Raw genomic sequence first — 18258 nt, 5'->3', positions numbered from 1 at the left:
AGGCCGTCGTGAGACTGCAGAAGATCGCCACGCTGCTGCAACGGCTCCGGCGGACGGCTTTCGAGCCGGACAGGGTCGATGCCCACGCGGCTCGCTTCGCAGTAGCGAAAGACAGCCGCGACCTGTTCGATGTCGCTTGCGATGCCGGGCTCGACGCGCTCGATACCACGCCACCCGAAGCCTATCAAAGCTGGCTGCAGCTCGATCCCTACAGCATTCGCGTCTTTGAGGACTTCGCGCAGCACGCGCCGCATCTCCGGCGTATCCAGGGCTATTACACGCTGTTCGTTCTGCGCGCGCACGATTTCGATGCGTTCGTCAAGGGCCGGCTGCGCTACCAGGAGCTCAGCATCGATCGCGTGGTGCGGCTGCCGACCTTCGCGATCAACCCGGAGCAGCATCCCGGCGAGGCTCCTGGGGGTGACGAAACGAGGCTCGGCGCGCTGGTGTTCGACATGGGCGCGCGCAACAGCAGCCTCGGTCCGGCCTACAGCCGCTGGATCGTCGCCGACATGCTCTGGCGCCTGGATCATCTGCTGGTGCAGAACCCCGACATCGACAAGGTCGGCATCTTCGCCACCAACAAATCCTCGATCGACCTTGCCATCTACTTCGAGATGAAGCCGGTTGCGAGCATTCTCAGCGAGCGCTTCCCCGACTGGAAGATCTATCTCGCCAGCAGGAAGACCTATTTCGATCAGGTCCGGACACGAGACGAGCTCGCGCCGCTCTATCGCAGCAATGTGTGGACCAGATCCTATGAGATTTCACCCCAGGAACGTAAGCTGCTCGGCGAGAAGATGGAGCCGATCTACCGCGCCCGCCTGCGCCGGCGGCAGCGGGATCTCATCCGGAGGACGCCCATGAACGGGCCACTGGAATGCGATGTGCTCATCGTCGTGGCGACCAAGCTCGAGCGCGACACCGTGCTGGGTCATATCAAGGGCCTTCCCGGACCTCGGGGGTATGATCGCCGCTTCGGGCAGAGACGGACCTATTACGACTTCGGCGAGCTCGGCGGCGCGCGGGTGGCGATGGTTCAGTGCGAGATGGGGGCGGGCGCGCCCGGAGCCTCGCAGGCCACCGCCAGCGACGCGATCGACGAACTGCGGCCGCACAGCGTCGTGCTTGCGGGCATCGCCTTCGGCGTATCGCCCGACAAGCATCAGATCGGCAGCATTCTGATCAGCCAGCAGCTCAGGCCGTACGAATTGCAGCGGGTCGGCGTCGATGCGCAGGGCCAGCCGCGGCTGATTGCCCGCGGCGACCGCGTCACCGCCTCGACGCGGCTGCTCGGGCGCCTCCGGGCGGCCGAGGCCGATTGGGACGGGGCGGCGGTCAGCACGGGGCTGCTGCTGTCCGGAGAGAAGCTGGTCGACAATCTCGACTTCCGCAACCAGCTCACGTCGTTCGAGCCGGAGGCGATCGGCGGGGAAATGGAGGGCGCCGGCCTCTATGCTGCCTGCGCCGACCGCAACACCGACTGGATCATCGTCAAGGCGATCTGCGACTGGGCCGACGGCAACAAGCACGAGAACAAGCGCGAGCGGCAGCAACTCGCGGCGCGCGAGGCATTCGGCTTCGTCTTTCACGCCATCGCGCAGGGCGGCTTCGCCCGACACCGGAGCTGAGCCGTCCTCATCCCTCACGCTTGGCCGGCACCATCTTGTCGTAGACCTTGCTGCCGAGCAGGGCGGCGTGGCTGACGAACAACAGCGAGGTGAAGGTGCCGTCGATCTGCGGCATCGAGGTCAGCACCGAGGCATTCTGCGCGGCGGCGAAGACGATGCGGACGGCGTCGATGTTGGAGACGACATCGAACAGCACCAGCAGGTAGCTGATGCTGAGGATGCCGGTGATGGCGACGTGCTGGACCCGGTTGATATCGACCATGTCGCTGCGTCCCTTCACCTCCTGCAGCACCATGTCGGCCAGCGCGGCCCTCTCCGGGCCGGCCTTGTCGGCGAGATATTTCGGTGCCTGCGTCGGCGAGGCGGCGTCCGGCGCGGTCTGGTCCTGCGTGCCGACGATGGTCGAGTTCGAGATCAGGCGCGACAGGAACGGCGTCGCGACGGCGAAGCCGCCGACCAGGGCGAGATAGAACGGGATGCTCGGGAACAGATTGTAGGCGTCGAGCGCGATCTTTGCGTTGTTGGGCGTTTCCTTGGCGGCCGTGGCCGCTGCCGCCTGCTGCTGCAGCTCGGTGATCAGCAGTCCGCCGAAGCCGTAGTTGAAGAGCCCGCACACCAGCAGTCCCGACAGCAGGATGATCGACCAGATCGCGAGCTGGGCCAGCGTCAGGCTCATGCGGTTGCGCTCGTCGATGATCGGTCCGAGCGCGCGCCCGGTGACGCCGAAGCCGCAGGAAATGAACAGCATCAGCAGCGACAGCAGGGCCAGCCAGAACGGGATCACGAGCGACATCGTGCCGTTGACGACGCTCGACCATGCCAGCGCCTGGCTGGCGAACCATTCCGGCCAGGTGGTCTGGCGGCTGGCTTGGCTGCCGGGCTTGGCATCGGGATCGGGATATTGCGCCGACGCGACGATGGCTTGCGCGGCCATGAACTGCGTGCGGCAATCCTGGTCCTTGTTGGCATTTGGCCGCCATTTGACGCTGTCGAGCACGGTCGGCTTCTCGGCGGTCGCCACCGTGCAATCCAGCCCTGCGCCGGTGCTGCCGGTCGCGATGCGGGCGTTCTGCACGAACTGGCCGAGCGACAGGCGCGCCCCGACGCCCATGCCGTAGGATCCGAGGGCCGACACCACGAACAGCGCCAGCGCGACGACGAACAGCAAAAGGCCAGTTTTCGGCATCGCTTTCGACGTCGCCCGCGGCTCGGCCATCGGGGCGGTGCCGCCCGGCATTCCGGTGCCGGTGATGGCATTGATGAAGACCGCAGCGCCGCTGGAGCCCGCATCGGTTGCGGCGTCGCGCGTGAAGACGTCCACCGTCTGGCCGTTGACGAGCGTCTGATGCAGCTGATGCGTGATCTTGTCGGCTGCGAGATCGGCCCATGGCGCTGGCGGCGGCGGGCTCGTCCTGGTGTTGAGCTGCAGGGTGTTGCTGTCGGCCTCCCAGATGATGATCCGGCTCTGTGGTGCGGTCGCGCTGCGCGCGTCCTCCGCAATCGACAGGATCGCGCGCACGGTGCCGCCGAGCTCGCGGTCCTGGACCGACGGCAGCTGATCGCGCCGCTCGAAGCCGGCGCCGTCCATCGCTGCGGCCAGCTGGGCAACCAGCCGCCTGACGCCGTTGACGCTGCCGCTGCCGTCGGCGGGCGCGGTGCCCAACGTCTTGGTCTCCGCCCAGACGATCTGAGCCAGTTCACCTGATGAGAGCGTCATGATGTCCTCCGGGCAATCTTCTTTGCGCATCAATCGGTCGTTGCACGCTTATGATAGTGGATCGGCGGGCTGGCCGCGTCATTTCGACAGCCAGTCCTGCAGGAATTTGCGCGTCGCCTCGTCGTTCTTCGGGTCCTTGCCGAAGCCGAGATCCTCCCACATCTCCTTGCCGGAGCCGTAGTCCTTCCACATCTCCTTGCCGCGGCTCTGCGCATGGCAGTTCGGGCACACCGTGCCGAGCTGCTCCTGCACCGTCGGGAATGCATTGCGGTTGGGATCGGGCGGAGTGTAGCCGGGCGGGCTGGCGTGGGCGTTCGGATCGCGTTGCTGAACCGGTTGCGGCTGCGCCCTTGCCGGCAGGCTCAGCGGCTTCTGCGGCAGGTTCTTGACCGCAGACCGCAGCGCGGTGAGCGCCTGTGCGGTGACGCTGGAGCAGGTCGGGATCCGGTTGAGGGCGTCGATTTCGGCCGGCGTCATCTTCGGTCCGGGCACATCCTTCGGCTGCCGCCCGTGACACGATGGGCAGACGTCATCCATGCCGTATGTCGCCGGGGGCGCCGCACGGCGTGCGCCAGGGGGGACGCCCTGGATCTCGGCGTCGGCGAGCTGCGCCGCGATCAGCACCGTCTCGGCGTCGGTGGCGCCTTCGGGGAAGATGCGCATGAACTCGGTGACGAAGGCTGCGTTGACACAGCCGTCCGACCGCATCCGGCCGATCAGGATATTGTAGACGGCGATCTCGTTCGGCCGCTTGCCGTCGAGCCGCTTGTAGGCGCGGTCGAGCTCGGTCTCGGTGGCAGCGTCGTAGGCAGCCTCGCCCCCCTTGCTCCCCAGATAGCCGCCAGCGCCGCCGGCGGCGAGACCGCAGAACAGGAGGCTCCATCCCAACGTCTCGATGCCGAATATGAGATTGCAGACGACGTAGCCTCCGACTGCGCTGCCCGCGAAGCCGCCGACCGCGCCGGCCAGCACACGGGGACGCTGCTTCGGCGTTGCCGTATAGAGCTGATAGCCGGTGATGATGGTGAAGGCGGCGATGCCGCCGATCTTGAGGCCCTTGAACAGCAACGCCATCCGGCGCCCGGCGTTGGCGGCGGCTGCCGTGCCCTCGGCGGCGCCTTCCAGGGCGCCGGCTTCGCCGCTCGCGCCCGCGAGCGTTTTCTGCGCCAGCGCCTCGACCAGCGCCTGCGGCTCACCCGACAAGGCCTCGACGGCGGCGATGCTGCCATCGGCGTTCTGCGTGATCCTGATCGTGATCTGCGCGGGCACCTTGGCGCCGGCCGGCGCCGAACCGTTGACCTGTTCGAGGTTGTTGCCGAAGCTGTAGCGGACCTCCGACACCGTGGTGCCGTTCGGATTGCGGACGGAGTTGACGACCTCGACCTTGGTCTCGACCTGCACCGAGGTGGTCTGGTTGCCCGCCGACGCACCCGGCAGGGCCTGTGCGCCTTCCGCGGCGGCGACAGCCGTCTCGGAGCCCTTCAGAACGGTCAGGCTGCTGCTCTGCAGGTTCTTGATCTCGAAGGTCAGCTCCGGATATTTCAGGCTGAGCTTCTTCAAGACGCCCGCGGCCGTCTCCGCGTTCGTGGCGCCCTGGCCGCAGGTCGCACACACCTCCTGCTCGATCAGCATCCAGACGCGGCGGCCCTTGAGCTGGTCGCGTGGAATCTTCGCGAGCGCCTCCTCGAGCTGGTCGGCGATGTGCTGCTCGGCATGGCCATGCGTGTGCGGCAGCGTCTCCGGGCTGGTGTGCGGCGGGAAGTTGGATTGCGCATTGTAGCCCGGGCCGCCTGCCAGCTTGGACTGGCCGACGAAGCTGCGGTTCTCCAGGCCGGGAATGTCGGTGCGGGCCGCGCCGACGGTGCCGCCCTGAACCTCGATGTCCGGTGCGACGGCGTGGGGCTCGACACGCGTGATGCCGCTGGCGGCGCGATTGGCCTTGATGTCCTTCGTCAGCACGTCCTGCATGCCGTTCTGCGAGAAGCGGCCTTGCCCGGCGGCATCGGCCGGCTTGATCACGCGGCGGGCATATTCGTGGGCAGCCAGTTCGTCGGTGCCCTTGGCATATTGCGCGAGCTGGCCGTCGCTCATCGCCGCATAGCGATTCTGCAGCACCTCGACCGCGGTCTTGTCGCCGCTGCTGACCAGCTTGCGCAGCTGGTCGATCGACATCTTGTCGTAGTCCGGCGCACGGCGCAGCACGGTGCGTTCGCCGCGCTGCTGCACCACATGGGTCAGCTCGTGGGCGAGCAGGCGCTGTCCTGCGCTGGAGTGCGGCGCGTAGCGGCCGGCGCCGAACACGACGTTGTGGCCGACCGTGTAGGCCTGCGCGCCGACTGCGCGCGCCGAGGCTGCGGCGCGGGCATCGGTATGAATGCGCACGGCGGCAAAGCTTCGGCCGAAGCGGCCTTCCATGGCCGTGCGCGCCGGGCGGTCGAGCGGCTGGCCGGGCGCGCGCAGCACTTCGTGCACGATCGGCGGCGCAACGCCCGCCTGCGCGTCGTTGCCGCCTTGCATGGCCTGGCGCCGCAGCTTGTCCTCCTTGCAGGAAGAGCAGGTGCCGCCGCATTCGCATTGGCGCTGCAGCGCAGGCGCCCGTGTCGCTGCGCCGATCTGTGCCGAAGACGCAGGCCCGCCGCCGATGGCGCGCGCAACCGCCTCGGCCTCGCGCTCCGCGGGATCGTCGACCGCGCCGATCTCGAGTCGCGCCTGGAGGGGCTGCAGCAGCGGGGAGGGCGGCTGGAGCGCCGCGCCGGCGCCCGCCCGCTGCGTTGATGCGGACGTGGGAGCGGTGGCGGTTCTCGCTGCGGCCGTCTTCATCGCTGCTCTCAGTTGGTGAAGATGCGGTAGGTGGCAGAGCGGCCGGGGCTGATCAGGAACGGCTGCTGTCCGTCCGGCGCGATGTTGATGAGGTCGGCATTGGTCGTCTTCAAGGCAAATCGCAGCAGCGTCTTGCCCTTGTATTTCGCATCGGTCTCCGTCGTCGGCGATCCCATGACCTCGTAGGTCAGCTGATGATAGTAGTTCTTGCCGTCGTCGCCGATCCAGGTCAGCGTCATCAGCACGCGATCGCCGGCCTTGGTCGCCGTCGTGATCGGCGCGTTGGTCACGAAGCTGTAGTCGCGCTCGCTCGTCTTGCTGCGATCGCCGGTGAAGGCGCGCGCCAGCGTGTAGCCGCCGGATTTGCCGAAGGACGGCTCGGTCTGCTTGCCCCTGGGGGCCGGCGGCGCCTTGTCGCCCGATGCCGATCCCTTATCTCCCTTGCCGCCCGCCCCGGGAGCACCCGACTTGCCGCCGTCCTTCTGTCCCGCGTTCGACGGTGCGGGCGCGGCCGTGGCGCCGCCGGAGCTCTGGCGGCGCTTCTTCAGGGCCTCGACGATCTGCTTGCGCAGCTCGTCGGGCGAGAGATGGCCCGGCTTCCAGTTGAGCGTCTTGAGCAACGCCAGATCGTCCGGCGTGATGTCGGCGGTGACCTGCATCATCGTCTCCACCCATTGCGCGGTTGGCACGCGGAACTGCTTGTCCGATGAGGAGTCGATCAAATGCTGCATCAGCGCGATCTGACCGGACGAGGCCTTGCTCAGCATCAGCGCGACCTTGGTGGCCTCCTGCTGCGCCAGGCGCTGCTCGGCCTCGGTCGCATTCGGCGAGGTCAGGGGAATGACCATGCCGCCCGGCACAGGCGTCGCGCCGGTCGCCGCATTGCCCGGCGTTGCGGTCGAGGAGGTGCCGGGCACCGCTCCCGCAGTCGGCCCGGCCGTGCCCTTGCTGGCGTCGCCGGTGGTTTGCGGCGTGCCGGTCTGCTGCGCGCCGCCGGGCTTTCCGCCCGGTGTTTGCGCGCCGGTGCTCTGGCCCGTCGGAGCATCGCCGGTCTTGGTGCCCGGGGTCTGGGTGCCGGAGCCGCTCACCCCCGGAGTCTTGCCGCTGCCGCTTCCGGTCGCTCCGGGCCTGTCGGCACTGCCCGTACCGGTGCCTTTGCCTTGCGTGATCGCTTGTCCCTGCGGCGCGCTCGGGCCGGCGGTCGTCTGGCCCGGCGTGCCTGACGTGGTTGCGCCCGGCGTGGTCGTGCCGGTCGAGGTCTGCCCTTGCGGCGAACCCGGCACGGGCGTGGCCGGTGCGCCCTTCTGCGGCGAGCCGACGCCGGCGCCGATCACGTTCTCGGCCTTGCCGCTTCCTGTGCTCTTGGCGACGGCAACGACGTTGTTCTTGGCTTCGCCCTTGCCGGCGGTGGCCGCCGACGCCGACAGATTGCCTTCGCTCTTGCCCGCGCCTGCGGTGGCGGCGGCCACGCTGGTGTTGTCGGAGGATTTGCCGGCGCCCGCAGTCGCCACCGAACCGCCGAGCGAATCCGAGCTCATGCCGGCGCCGGCCGAGAGCGCGGTCGCACCAGTGTCGTTGGCGGAGACGCCGGCGCCGGCGGCACCGGCCGCTGCGCTGTCGGAGAACCAGCTGAAGCCTGCACCCGCGGTGCCGACCGAGGCGCTGTTGGAGCCGACCGAGACGCCGACGCCGGCATTGCCGCCACCGACGCTCGAGCCGAACAGGGAGATGCCGAAGCCGACATTGGCGGCGCCGGCCTTCTCGCCGCCTTTCTCCTTGTCCTTCTCTTTGTCTTTCTCCTTTTCCTTCTCCTTGTCTTTTTCCTTTTCTTTGTCCTTGTCCTTCTTCTTGTCGGACTTGGGGATCTGATCACAGGCGCATTCCGGGCGCAGCTGCTGGAGCGTGGCTCGCGGCTCGCAATGATAGAGATAGAGGCCGTGGCTCGCCGGATTGACGAAGATCAGTTGTCCGCAGTTCTTTGGCAGGCCCTTGGTGACGAGCCAGCCGACCGGAGCGCCGGACGGATTCCACTGCTTCGCCGTGAGATGATAATGGTTGAACGATTGGTACCATTTGTCGGCCGCGACGATGGCGCGGTAGAACAGCTGATCGCGAACGCCGGCGGCGCGGCCGCCCGCGCTGTCCGGCTTGACCTCGCCGGTGTAGATCGCGTGCCGCTTCAGATCGATCATTGCGAGATCGAGGCGGCCGCTATTGCCCTTGCCCCAGCCGCGGAAGACGCGCACTTCCTTCCTGCCAAGCCCGCTGGCGACGAAATGCCCGCCGATCCAGTTGTGCGCGGCGGTGCCGGCATGCATCGGCAGCTGACACACGCCGCAGCCGCCGGCAGGTTGACCGATCCCGCTCGTCAGTCCTGTCCCGCCGGGTCCGCCGGGCTTGCGCGCCAGCCGCAGCGGCGCGCCGCGCCCCTGCTGCACGACGTGAGTCAGCTCATGCGCCAGCAGCCGGCGGCCGGCCGGAGATTGCGGCGCGTAGTGGCCGTTGCCGAATACGACGTTGTGTCCGACCGTGTAGGCCTGCGCGCCGACCGCGCGCGCCGAGGCGGCGGCATTTGCATCGGTGTGGATGCGGACCGCCGCGAAGCTCCGGCCGAAGCGCGGCTCAAGATCGGCGCGCGTCGCGGCATCGAGCGGCTGGCCAGGCGAGCGCAGCACGTCGTGCACGACCGGCGGCGCGATGGCGGCGCTCAGCGCCGCCGTGCTGCCGGAGGCGTCCTTGCGCTGCATGAGGTCCTTGCGGCAGTCGGGGCAGGTGCCGCCGCAGGCGCACTGCCGTTGCATGCGCGGCGGGCCCGCGGAGACGGCGCCCAGTGATGCGGGCATGGCATGGCTTGCAGGACCGTCGACGACGCGGCTGGCCATCGCATCGGCCTCGCGCTCCAGCGGATCGTCGACCGGACCGATCTCGAGCCGCGGCTGCAGCATCGCGATCGAAGGAAAGGTGAGGGGCGGGGACAGCGCGACACCGCGGTTCGATCGCGCGCTCTGGCTCTGCGCCGCCTGGGGCGCGGCGCGCGTGGCCGTCTGCTTCATGCCGCCCTCCCTTCCTTGATCATCTCGCTCTTGATCGCGGCGACGAGATCGTCGCGGCCGATCGGGCGGCCGTTGTCCTTCAGCGATTGCAGCGAGGCGAGGCGGATCACGTTCATGATCGAGCCGCCAGACAGCGTATAGTCGCGCGCGATCTTCGAAAGGTCGAGATCGCCGGCGAACTGCGCCTTCGGCGAGAAGCCCTGCCGCCACAGCAGCTCGCGCTCCTCGGGACGCGGCAGCGGAAAGTAGATCACGGATTCGAAGCGGCGTGCGAAGGCGTCGTCGATGTTGTCGCGCAGGTTGGAGGCGAGGATGGCGATGCCGTCGAAGCTCTCGATCCGCTGCAGCAGGAAGGCGATTTCCTGGTTGGCGTAGCGGTCATGCGCATCGCGTGTCTCGCTGCGCTTGCCGAACAGCGCATCGGCCTCGTCGAACAGCAGGATCCAGTTGCGGCCCTCCGCCTGGTTGAACACGGCGGCAAGGTTCTTCTCGGTCTCGCCGATGAATTTCGACACGACCATCGACAGGTCGACGCGGTAGACGTGGCGTCCCGTGGACTTGCCGAGCAGGCACGCCGTCATGGTCTTGCCGGTGCCGGGCGGGCCGTAGAACAGGCTGCGATAGCCGGGGCGCAGCTTGGCGGCCATGCGCCAGTCGTGCATCAAGGTGTGGCCATGCGCGATCCAGGATTCGATCTGGCCGAGACCCTGGCGCGTGGCCGGATGCAGCACGAGGTCGCTCCAGTCCAGCGCCGTCTCGATCAGCTGCGCGGGGAAGTGCGCGCCGAAGCTCGGCCGGCGCTGCTCGCCGCGCGTGAACAGCGCCAGCGCATCCTCGGACAGAACGAGCCGCGCCTTCATCACCGGCTCGTCGTTGCCGGTCGCGGCCCGCAACAGCCCGCGGCGGGCGAACGGATGATCCGGCTCGAACAGCGCCTGCAGGCGGAAGCGGGTGGCGAGGTCGGTGCCGCCGATGATGAAGGCGAGCGTCTCGCCGGTCGGCCAGAAATCGCCGTCGGGCTCCTTGCGCACGCCGCCGAACTCGGCGAAGCGACGGTCGAAGGTCTGGTTGCGGGTGAAGAAGACATCGAGCAGCTGCGGCCGCAGATGCGGCGCCAGGGCCAGCACCAGCGCGACCCGCTCGGTGAAATCACAAGCGTGCTCGCGCAGGAAGCTCGCGTAGGGCGACGGCGACTGCGACAGATCCGGCGGCTCGGAGGGGGCCGCCGGCATGGCGCCGTCGAGGTTGAAATACAGCTTGAAGCGCGCATCGATCAGCTGCGCGAGCCAGCCCAGCTCGGCGTCCAGATCGACCGCGTTCTGCTCCAGCGCGCTCACCATTCCACCCGCATCGCCGCCTGCATCCATGGCAATCGCAGCCATTGCAGGGTCCAGGGAAGCCGTTCCAGCAGCACGTCGGCGCTGCGGCGCTCCAGCCGCAGCAGCCAGGCGCCGTCGCGCGTGCCGAGCAGGCCCGGCCGCATCAGGAAGGTCTCGCGCAGGCCGGCCTGCGAGATCGCGCCGAGGCAGCTCGCATGCGCGATCGCGGCATCGATCAGCGCTCCGGCTTCGGCCTGCTCGGTGTCGGTGACGGGCTCGGCGATCTCGCACGGATCGAACGGCGGCAGGCCGCACAGCGCCTTCGGCAGCAGCAGCGCGAATTCCGGCGCGTCAGGCTCGCCGGTCGCCAGATGATGCAGCAGCAGCACGGCGCGCTGCTGCGCGGCCAGGCTGACGAAGCCCGTTTCCTTGTCATCGAGCAGACCGCGGCGGGCGAAGAAGCGCGGCAGGAACGGCCATAGCAGGCAGACGCCCGCGGCCATGACGGAATGAACGTCGTCGGGCGCACGGCGCTCACGATCATCCTGACGAACAGGCGCGGGCCGACGCGAGAGCCGCGCCTGCAGGCGCTCGGCATCGGCGGATGTGATCAGTCCGGCCTGGCGAAATGGCTGAAGCACGGCTGCGAGCGCAGTGTCGAAGGACGGACCGACCGGAGCCTCGGCGAGCCGCGCGAAGCTCTCCGCCCATGCCGGCTGTTCTCGCTCAGCCAGTCGGGCTGCCAGTGGCGCCAGCTCCGCATGCAGGCCTGCGAGCATCGAGCCTGGCGGCCAGCTGCGCGGCGCCCGCGGCGGCTCTGAGGCAAGCGCCGAATGAATGCGTTCCAGCTCGGCGATGCGGGCGACGAGAACGGCCGGTGATGGCCGCATTGCCAGGGCGGCCGCGCAGGCCTCCAGCAGCGCCGCGAGGGTCATGCCGGCGGCGATGGCGATGCTCGTGAGCGCGGTCTCGACGGGGTCGGCGCGGGGGACGGCACAGGCTGCATGTAGCAGTCCGCGCCAGATTGCGAGACGCTTGCGTCGGGGCGTCAGACCGGCGATCGAAGACGTTTCCAAGAGTTCTGCCAGCTGATGCAGAATGGCGGTGCCTTCGGGCGCGAGCGCCGCGACGATGCGCTCCAGCGTGGTATCGGCGAGATGTCCGACGAGGCGGGTCATGGCTGCCGGATCGGCGACGAGGCCGCGTAGGCTGTGCGCCAGGCTGGCGGGTGATTGTCGCAGCGCCGAGTCCGCGGCGCGGTTCAAGAGGTCGCGATCGCGGCCGTCGCACCACCACGGCAGGGTGCCGGTCGTCACGAAGTGATTGATGACGAGCAGCGCCGCCGCGTCGGCCGCAGGCTTCGTCCGTCCGGCCGGCGCAGGGCTTGTCGATTGAGGATGGTGGCTCAGTGCAGCCGATCGATTCAGCGCGCCCGGAAGTCTGGCGGCGATCCGCGCGGGCAGCTCCCGTGACAGCGAACCCAGATCGAGCCGTCCCAGGTCCAGCTCGAGCCGGTCGATCCGGATCAGCTCGGCATGCGGCGTGAGCTCATCGAAGATGCGCTCCAACAGCGGCGTCAGCGCCTCGCGGACCACGTCCGAGACGGCCGTGCTGACGCGCTCGGCGGTCGCCGCATGGGCGACGGTCAGCTCGACGATCTCGCGATGAATGGTGTGACGCTGGGCCATGGCGCGCGACGAACGGTCCTAGTTCTGTTTGAGCGTGACGGTTGCGGTCGCAGCCAGCGTGACGGTTGCGACCGGCGGATTGAGCCGGGTTGCGATGATCGAGAACGTGGTGCTTGCGCTGATCGGATCGGTGAGCAAAGCGAGGGTGTCGCCGGTGCCCGGCTGCGCTGCGCCGACCGGCGCGCCCGCAGCGACGAGCTGATAGCTCATCTCCGTCTGGGTCTTGTCGACGAGGATCTTGGCGCGATTTCCCGCGGGCACGGCGGCATCGCCGGCGCGGACGGGGCATGTCGGGTCGGGCCGGACGGCAACCGGAAAGCGGATCCGGCGTCGCACCGGGATCGCTGCCTTGCTGGTGGCCGACAGCACCAGCACCATGTCGTTGGCGATCGCGGCGGAGGCGAAATCGAGCGCCTGGCCATTGCCGTCGCGCGCCGCGCCGATGGCGATGTCATCCGCAGAGGTTTCCTGGAACAGCGCGTAGCTGTCGGCGGCCGCGCTCGCCGGCACCACCACATGGGCGATGCTGCCGCGATCGATCAGCGCGGCGGTCAGCTGCGCGGTCGGCACCGCGGCGATGACGGCCGGATTCGGCAGGTCGATGCCGACCCGGCTCTGTGCCATCATCGCGCCGATCGTCCATGACGTCCCCACCGCGCTCGCGCCGGTCTCCACCACCGGCGGCAGCGGCGGCTGGCCGTCGCGCGTCACCGCGAAGTCGACCTCCAGCTCGAGCTGGCCGATGCCCTTGTTGACGTTCGCGTCCTCCGGACTGCGCTGGTGCACATAGGCCGGAAGAACGGCCGGCACGGGTTGCGCCGTCCGCGGTGTGTAGTAGACGCCGGCCTGACCGCCCGCGATCGTCATCGCGCCGTCGGTTGCGGCGCCCGCGAGCGTCACGGTGACGCTGAGGCCGGGCTTGGGATTGGGGCGCACCAGCACCGCCAGCATCTGGCGCAGCCAGATCCAGGACGAGAACGACGTCGTCCCTGTCGCATGAGTCTTGCGCGCGGCGATCGCGACGACGCTGTCGGCGGTGGCTTGCGGCAGGGGCAGCCGCAGGTCGGCATTGGCGCCGGGCTGCCAGTCTGCGCCGAGCGTAAAACCCTGCGGCACGGCGCCCGGATCTGCCGCCGCCAGCGACGGCAGGCGGATCATTACGTCGGGCTGGCCCGGCACCGGCACGGCAAGCAGACCGGGGCCCGGCGGTGCGCCTTGCGCGAAGGCCGTATCAGGCAGGCGCAGCAGCACGGCGCGGTAGTCGACGCCGCCCTGGGCGGCGGCGATCCTGATCTTCGGAACGGACAGGAAGTCGACGATGGCGCCGGGCTCGGGCGCGAGCGCCAGATCCGGATTGGCCTTGACGTAAACGCGCAGGCGGATCGCGAGCAGATTGGTTTGCGTCGGACGCCCCAGGGCGGCGTCGAATGTCTTGGTGGCGCGGATCCTGATCTCGGTGTCGGCCTGCAGCGGCTTGCTCGCCAGCTCGATCGGCCCACCGGTGCCGCGGACGGCCTGGCTGACCGAGACGACGTCGTCCTGCGCGGCCGCGGCGACGTCGTCCGGATGCGCCGGGTCACCGTTGACGAAACGGACCAGCCGGTAGTCGACGCCGTCCTGGCTGGAGGGCAGGCGCACCGTGACCGCCGTGTTGTAGCTCAGGATGCGCGGTGATGGGCCATCCTCGGGCAACACGATCGCCGCCAGCGAGAGGTCGAGTCCGACCTTGACTCCCGCCGTTGTCAGAAGGTCCGCCTCGCGGCCATTCGGCGCCCGTGCACGGATGGTGAAGGTCACGTCGTCGCGGATGGGCGGCGTGGTCAGCGCCACGGTTTTGCCGGTGCCCTTGACGGTAGCCCCGACCGCGTCGCCGGTCTTGTTGCGCAGCCCGTAGTCGACGCCCGTCTCGCTGGTCTCGATCTTGATCGTCGCAATGTCGTTGAAGGCAACCGTGAGCCGCTCGTTGGGCACCGACAGGTCACGCACCGGATAGGTCTCGCCGAGCCCGAGCGCCTCGAGCATGCGGTTGCGTGCCTCGCGCAGGCGCAACACCGTGGCCGTGCTCATGGTTGCGCCGCTCATGTGAGTGGCCCCGATGGGACGGAATCGGCCTTCACGCCGAGCCGGTCGGCAAGACGATGGTGGCGCAGAGCCAGCAGCAGATCGTCGTAGGTCGCGGCAAAGGCGGCGAAGGGAGCGGGATCGAGCCACAGCAGATAGGCGGTGAGATGCGCCGGCGTTTCCTCGCGCATGATGCGCTGGATCATGCTTTCGAGCGTCTTGAAGCGCGATGGAAATATGAAGGTGAGCTGCGCCGTCCATGGATCGTTGCGCGAGGCCGCCGCGAGCAGCGGCAGCGCGTTGATCTCGTCCTCCGGCAGCGCGCGCAGCAGAATGTGCTCGACCAGCAGGAACCTGGTCTCGCTGGCCGGCCAGCCGAGCCGGAGGCGTACGCGGTCGATCAGGGCGGGCGATGATCCCGGTGAGAGCAGGTCGACTCCCGTGCCGCGCCCTGCACCGAGCTCGGGCATGCGGCGGAGGAATTCGCGCTTGGCCTGTAACAGCCGCGCGGTCGCGGCATCTGCATCCTGTGGCGTCGCGGTCGCCGACAGTTGCGGATCGTCGGTCACGGTTTCGGCGAACCGCCCGAGCAGATGGTTGAGCAGCCGGTTGCGCCGCTTCATCGCCCCCGGCGGCTGCTCGGGCTCGACCAGCTTGGCCAGCTCGTCGGGGCCGAAGGTCGGATCGAGGATCGGATCGCGATCCGGATCGTCGCCGATGTACTGTGCGGCATAGGTGCGCGGCGACGTCTCGTCGATGCCGAGCAGCGAGGCGACATGGGCGAGCTGGGCGAATTCGTTCGCCAGCAACTGGTCGAGCACGGCCAGATAGCCGCGGAGCTGGTTGGCCGCGGCCTTGCGGGCGTCGTCGGCCGTATCGGGCAGGGCGCCCGCGCCGACGCCATAGAGCCGTGGCAGGTCCGTCTCCAAGGGCAGATAGTGCGCGACGTCCCGCCTTTGCCCGGGGCTCGGGATCAGATCGCGCTCGGCCGTGTCGAGCTCGGGGAACAGCCGCGCGCTGCGCGCACGCGCGTCATACGCGCTGATCACGCTGGCAGTGTCGACGATGACCGGCTGGCGATCCTTGACCAGCTCGATGCTGCTGGCGGTGAGATCGAGACGGGCCGCGCCGGTCTCGTCGAGCGTCAGCGACCACGGCTCGGCCGACGGGCTGCCGGCGCGCGCGAGCAGGATCCAGCGGACCGCGCGGACCCCCGGCACGCTCATGATCGCGCGGATCACGTCCGACGTATGCAGCGCAACGCGGCGCCCGGCTGCCGGCAAGGTCGCTGGATCGACGAAGCCGCGCAGCAGCGGCGGGCCTTCGAAGATCTCGTCGCTGCGCGCGCCCTGCGCGAGCGCCTGGTCGAGCCTGAGGAACCCCACCGACGGCGAGATCAGCGCGCTGACCCGCTCGAAGATGCCGAGCAGCACGTCGGCGCCGTTCTCGGTTTCGCCGATCTCGACGGAGGCGCGCACGGCCACCGGCATCGGATCGAGCATGACGATGTCGTCGAAATCCTCGCATAGCGGCCGGTTGGCAGAGAGGCGTCTTGCGACCGCGAGCCGGACGACAGCGGCATCGATATCCTGCACATCGGACTTTTCCACCAGCACGCGCCACAGGCCGCGCGGCGCGACCGCCTCGGAGCTCGCTGGCGGCGTCGGATCGCGGTCGATCGCGATCGTCTTGGCGGCCGGATCATAGCGAAGCGGGAGCGAGGCGCCGTCCGCCGTGACGATCCAGGCGTTCTTGACGCCGGGCACGTCGAGCACGATGCGCCTCAGATCATCCGGCGTGACCGCCCTGGAGGTGAGCGCCTGCGCCGGCGTGAACAGGCAGGCCTCGGTGGTCTTGCCGGCTTCCGTCAGCAGATCGGGGATCGGGTGAAAGGTGCGATAGCCGAGATCGCTGAGGGCGTAGCACATCGCCTCGAGCAGCGTGATGCCGGGATCATGGGCGTTGAAGTCGGTCCACTGCTCGCCGGCGAGGCGCTCGAGCTCGATCAGGCCCTGACGCAGCAGGGCCGTGAAGTCGAGCAGCGGATGCTCCGGAGGTCCGGTGGAGATCGATAGCGCGTCCACGGGTCCTAACCTTCCTTGCTTTCGCCGAGCTCCTCGGACAGCACCTGGATGGCGCCGCTGATGCGCAGCAGCGTTTCGCGCAGGTCGCGCACGCGCGCTTCGGCCTGCACCAGCTGGGTCTGGCCGCTGGCGAACTCCTCGCGCAACTGGCTCAGCCGTTCCTTGAGACGGTCTTCCATCGTCGAACTCTCGATCATTGTCATTGTCGTATGGTCGCTCCTGTCAGTGCAGCATGACGAAGATCTCGATCACGCCTTCGCCGGCCGCATGCGCGCCGAGCGCTTTGCCGATGATGGTTCCGGCGCGATAGGCGCCGTCGGTCGTTGCCGGAGCAGCCCGCATGGCGTAGCCGGGGCGTGAGGCCGCGGTCAGGAGATCGCCACGGCGGATGGGTCCGCCTTCGTCGGTGACCTTGCAGGGGACGCATCCCGAGAGCGCCACGGGAAATCCCTTGCTGCCGTCGGCCGGAAGATCCTCGCGGTTGATGAGCGAATTGAGCAGCATCCCGGGCTCGGTCGAGATGACCCCGATCACCCGGCTGCAATTCGCTTCCGGGGCAAGGACGATATGCTCGGAATCGGGATCGAGGCTGACGACGTCTCCAGGCGCGAGCGATGCCTGTGCGAAATAGATCTCGGCGAGATCGCGCGGTCCGGTCTGCACGGGGCCGCGTGACCAGACCGTGCCTTCGGCTTCCAGATCCCACGTGCGCATGCCGCCGCCCCAGCCCGGCGTGAGCGGATTGGGGCCCTTGCCCATGCTGCCGATGCGGCCGGTCACCAGCAGGTCGCCGTTCACCTCGAGATAGTCCCAGACCTTGACGACGCGCCGGAGCGGAGAGGTGTTGACGGTTCTGCCCAGGATCATCAGGCCGCCGTAATTGGCGCCGTTCTCGATGGCCGCGTAGCCGAGCTTGTTGCCGATGCCCGTATGATTGTGGTCGGTCTTGGTGAAGTAGAGATCCGAGCCGCCGATCGACAGGCTTCGCTTGACGTTGAAGTCGCCGTCCTTCTGGAGCTCTGCATAGCTGACATTCTTGATCCTGAACTGGATCGTCTCGGGCGAGTTCAAATACGTCGTTCCGAAGTCGTCGCCCGCTGCGCTCTGCAGCAGCGCATAGTTGTCGGCGGCGGCCTGGTTCAGCGTGGTGACGCCGAAATGGACGTAATTGCCGTTGGCCGGCCAGGGTCCGATGGACAACGAGCCGAACCTCGCCACCCCGGCGACGTCGAGCATCGCGGCGGGGGACGGCGTTCCGATGCCGAGATGGCCGTTGGCCGCGAAGGTCGCGCGCTGGACGTTGTTGACGCGGAACGAGATGTCCTTGCCGTTCAGCGCCGTTCGCCCGAGCTGCGCGCCGGAGATGCCGACCGCCAGCGCATAGGTGGTCGTGAGATCGCCGGCAGCGCTGCCGCCGACATAGGAATAGTCGACATTGACGTCCGGCGCGCCGATCGTGAGCAGCCCGGCCCTGATGCGGCCGCCGACCTCGAGCCGCTCAGCAGGCGCGACCACGCCGATGCCGACCCGGCCGTTCGCGGCATCGACGGCAAGGCGGCTGTTGCCGGCGGCATCGTTGATGGAGAGGCCCGGCCGCCCCGTCTGCGGATCGTTCGGGTTCGATCGCGGGCGCAGCGACAGCGTCCAGGCGGGGCTGGCGTCGGAGATCTGCATGTAGAAGTTGATGGCCTTCTCGAAGTCGCCGACGGCTTCGATCGAGAGCGGCTCGCCGCCGCCGGGCTTGATGACGCCATCGTCGCGCTGGTTGATCAGGCTGTCGATGAGCTGGGAGAACTGCTGCTCGGTCGGGATCGCATTCTTGACGAAGTAGGACTTCAGCGTTGCCCGCGATTTCTTGTTGTCATCGATGTTCATGGCAGCCTCG

The 18258-nt window shown here is 68.5% G+C and carries 10 protein-coding genes; 1 reads left to right on the top strand and 9 read right to left on the bottom strand.

Going from position 1 to position 18258, the window contains the following annotated elements; all coding sequences use genetic code 11:
• The first annotated feature begins 8 nt into the window (after positions 1–8).
• Positions 9–1631: a hypothetical protein gene (locus tag QX108_RS06785; protein ID WP_315780278.1), complete on the top strand. Its 1623-nt coding sequence runs from the start codon at positions 9–11 to the stop codon at positions 1629–1631.
• A gap of 7 nt (positions 1632–1638) precedes the next feature.
• Here the strand turns inward: QX108_RS06785 and QX108_RS06780 are convergent, their stop codons facing one another.
• The 9 genes from QX108_RS06780 to QX108_RS06740 all read right to left on the bottom strand — a co-directional run bounded on the left by QX108_RS06780 (position 1639) and on the right by QX108_RS06740 (position 18248).
• On the bottom strand, positions 1639–3348 hold the full coding sequence (locus QX108_RS06780; RefSeq protein WP_315780280.1) for a hypothetical protein: 1710 nt from the start codon (positions 3346–3348) through the stop codon (positions 1639–1641).
• Between the two features lie 78 nt (positions 3349–3426).
• On the bottom strand, positions 3427–6168 hold the full coding sequence (locus QX108_RS06775) for a DUF4157 domain-containing protein (protein ID WP_315780282.1): 2742 nt from the start codon (positions 6166–6168) through the stop codon (positions 3427–3429).
• 8 nt (positions 6169–6176) lie between these two features.
• Entirely contained in the window at positions 6177–9221 is a 3045-nt protein-coding gene (locus QX108_RS06770) for a DUF4157 domain-containing protein (RefSeq protein WP_315780284.1), read from the bottom strand.
• A complete protein-coding gene (locus tag QX108_RS06765) occupies positions 9218–10603 on the bottom strand; it encodes an ATP-binding protein (protein ID WP_315780286.1) in 1386 nt (461 codons plus the stop codon). The genes QX108_RS06770 and QX108_RS06765 overlap by 4 nt, the downstream gene beginning before the upstream one ends.
• Complete coding sequence (locus tag QX108_RS06760) at positions 10555–12228, bottom strand: contractile injection system tape measure protein (RefSeq protein WP_315780288.1); 1674 nt, start codon at positions 12226–12228, stop codon at positions 10555–10557. Before QX108_RS06760 ends, QX108_RS06765 begins: the two co-directional genes overlap by 49 nt.
• Positions 12229–12246: 18 nt before the next feature.
• The gene (locus QX108_RS06755; protein ID WP_315780290.1) at positions 12247–14295 is read right to left on the bottom strand and encodes a hypothetical protein; all 2049 of its coding nucleotides are present in this window, start codon (positions 14293–14295) and stop codon (positions 12247–12249) included.
• Positions 14296–14306: 11 nt separating this feature from the next.
• Positions 14307–16373 (bottom strand): hypothetical protein, encoded by a 2067-nt coding sequence (locus QX108_RS06750; RefSeq protein ID WP_315780292.1) that lies wholly within the window; start codon positions 16371–16373, stop codon positions 14307–14309.
• A gap of 5 nt (positions 16374–16378) precedes the next feature.
• Positions 16379–16552, bottom strand: coding sequence for a hypothetical protein (locus tag QX108_RS06745; protein ID WP_246739323.1), 174 nt, complete (start codon positions 16550–16552; stop codon positions 16379–16381).
• Between the two features lie 43 nt (positions 16553–16595).
• Positions 16596–18248: a hypothetical protein gene (locus QX108_RS06740; RefSeq protein ID WP_315780294.1), complete on the bottom strand. Its 1653-nt coding sequence runs from the start codon at positions 18246–18248 to the stop codon at positions 16596–16598.
• Between the last annotated feature and the right edge of the window lie 10 nt (positions 18249–18258).

The organism is Bradyrhizobium sp. SZCCHNR1002 (assembly GCF_032381435.1).
Classification (GTDB): domain Bacteria; phylum Pseudomonadota; class Alphaproteobacteria; order Rhizobiales; family Xanthobacteraceae; genus Bradyrhizobium; species Bradyrhizobium aeschynomenes.
The sequence above is the reverse complement of the archived record's forward strand: the minus strand, read 5'-3'. Positions and strand labels throughout refer to the sequence as shown.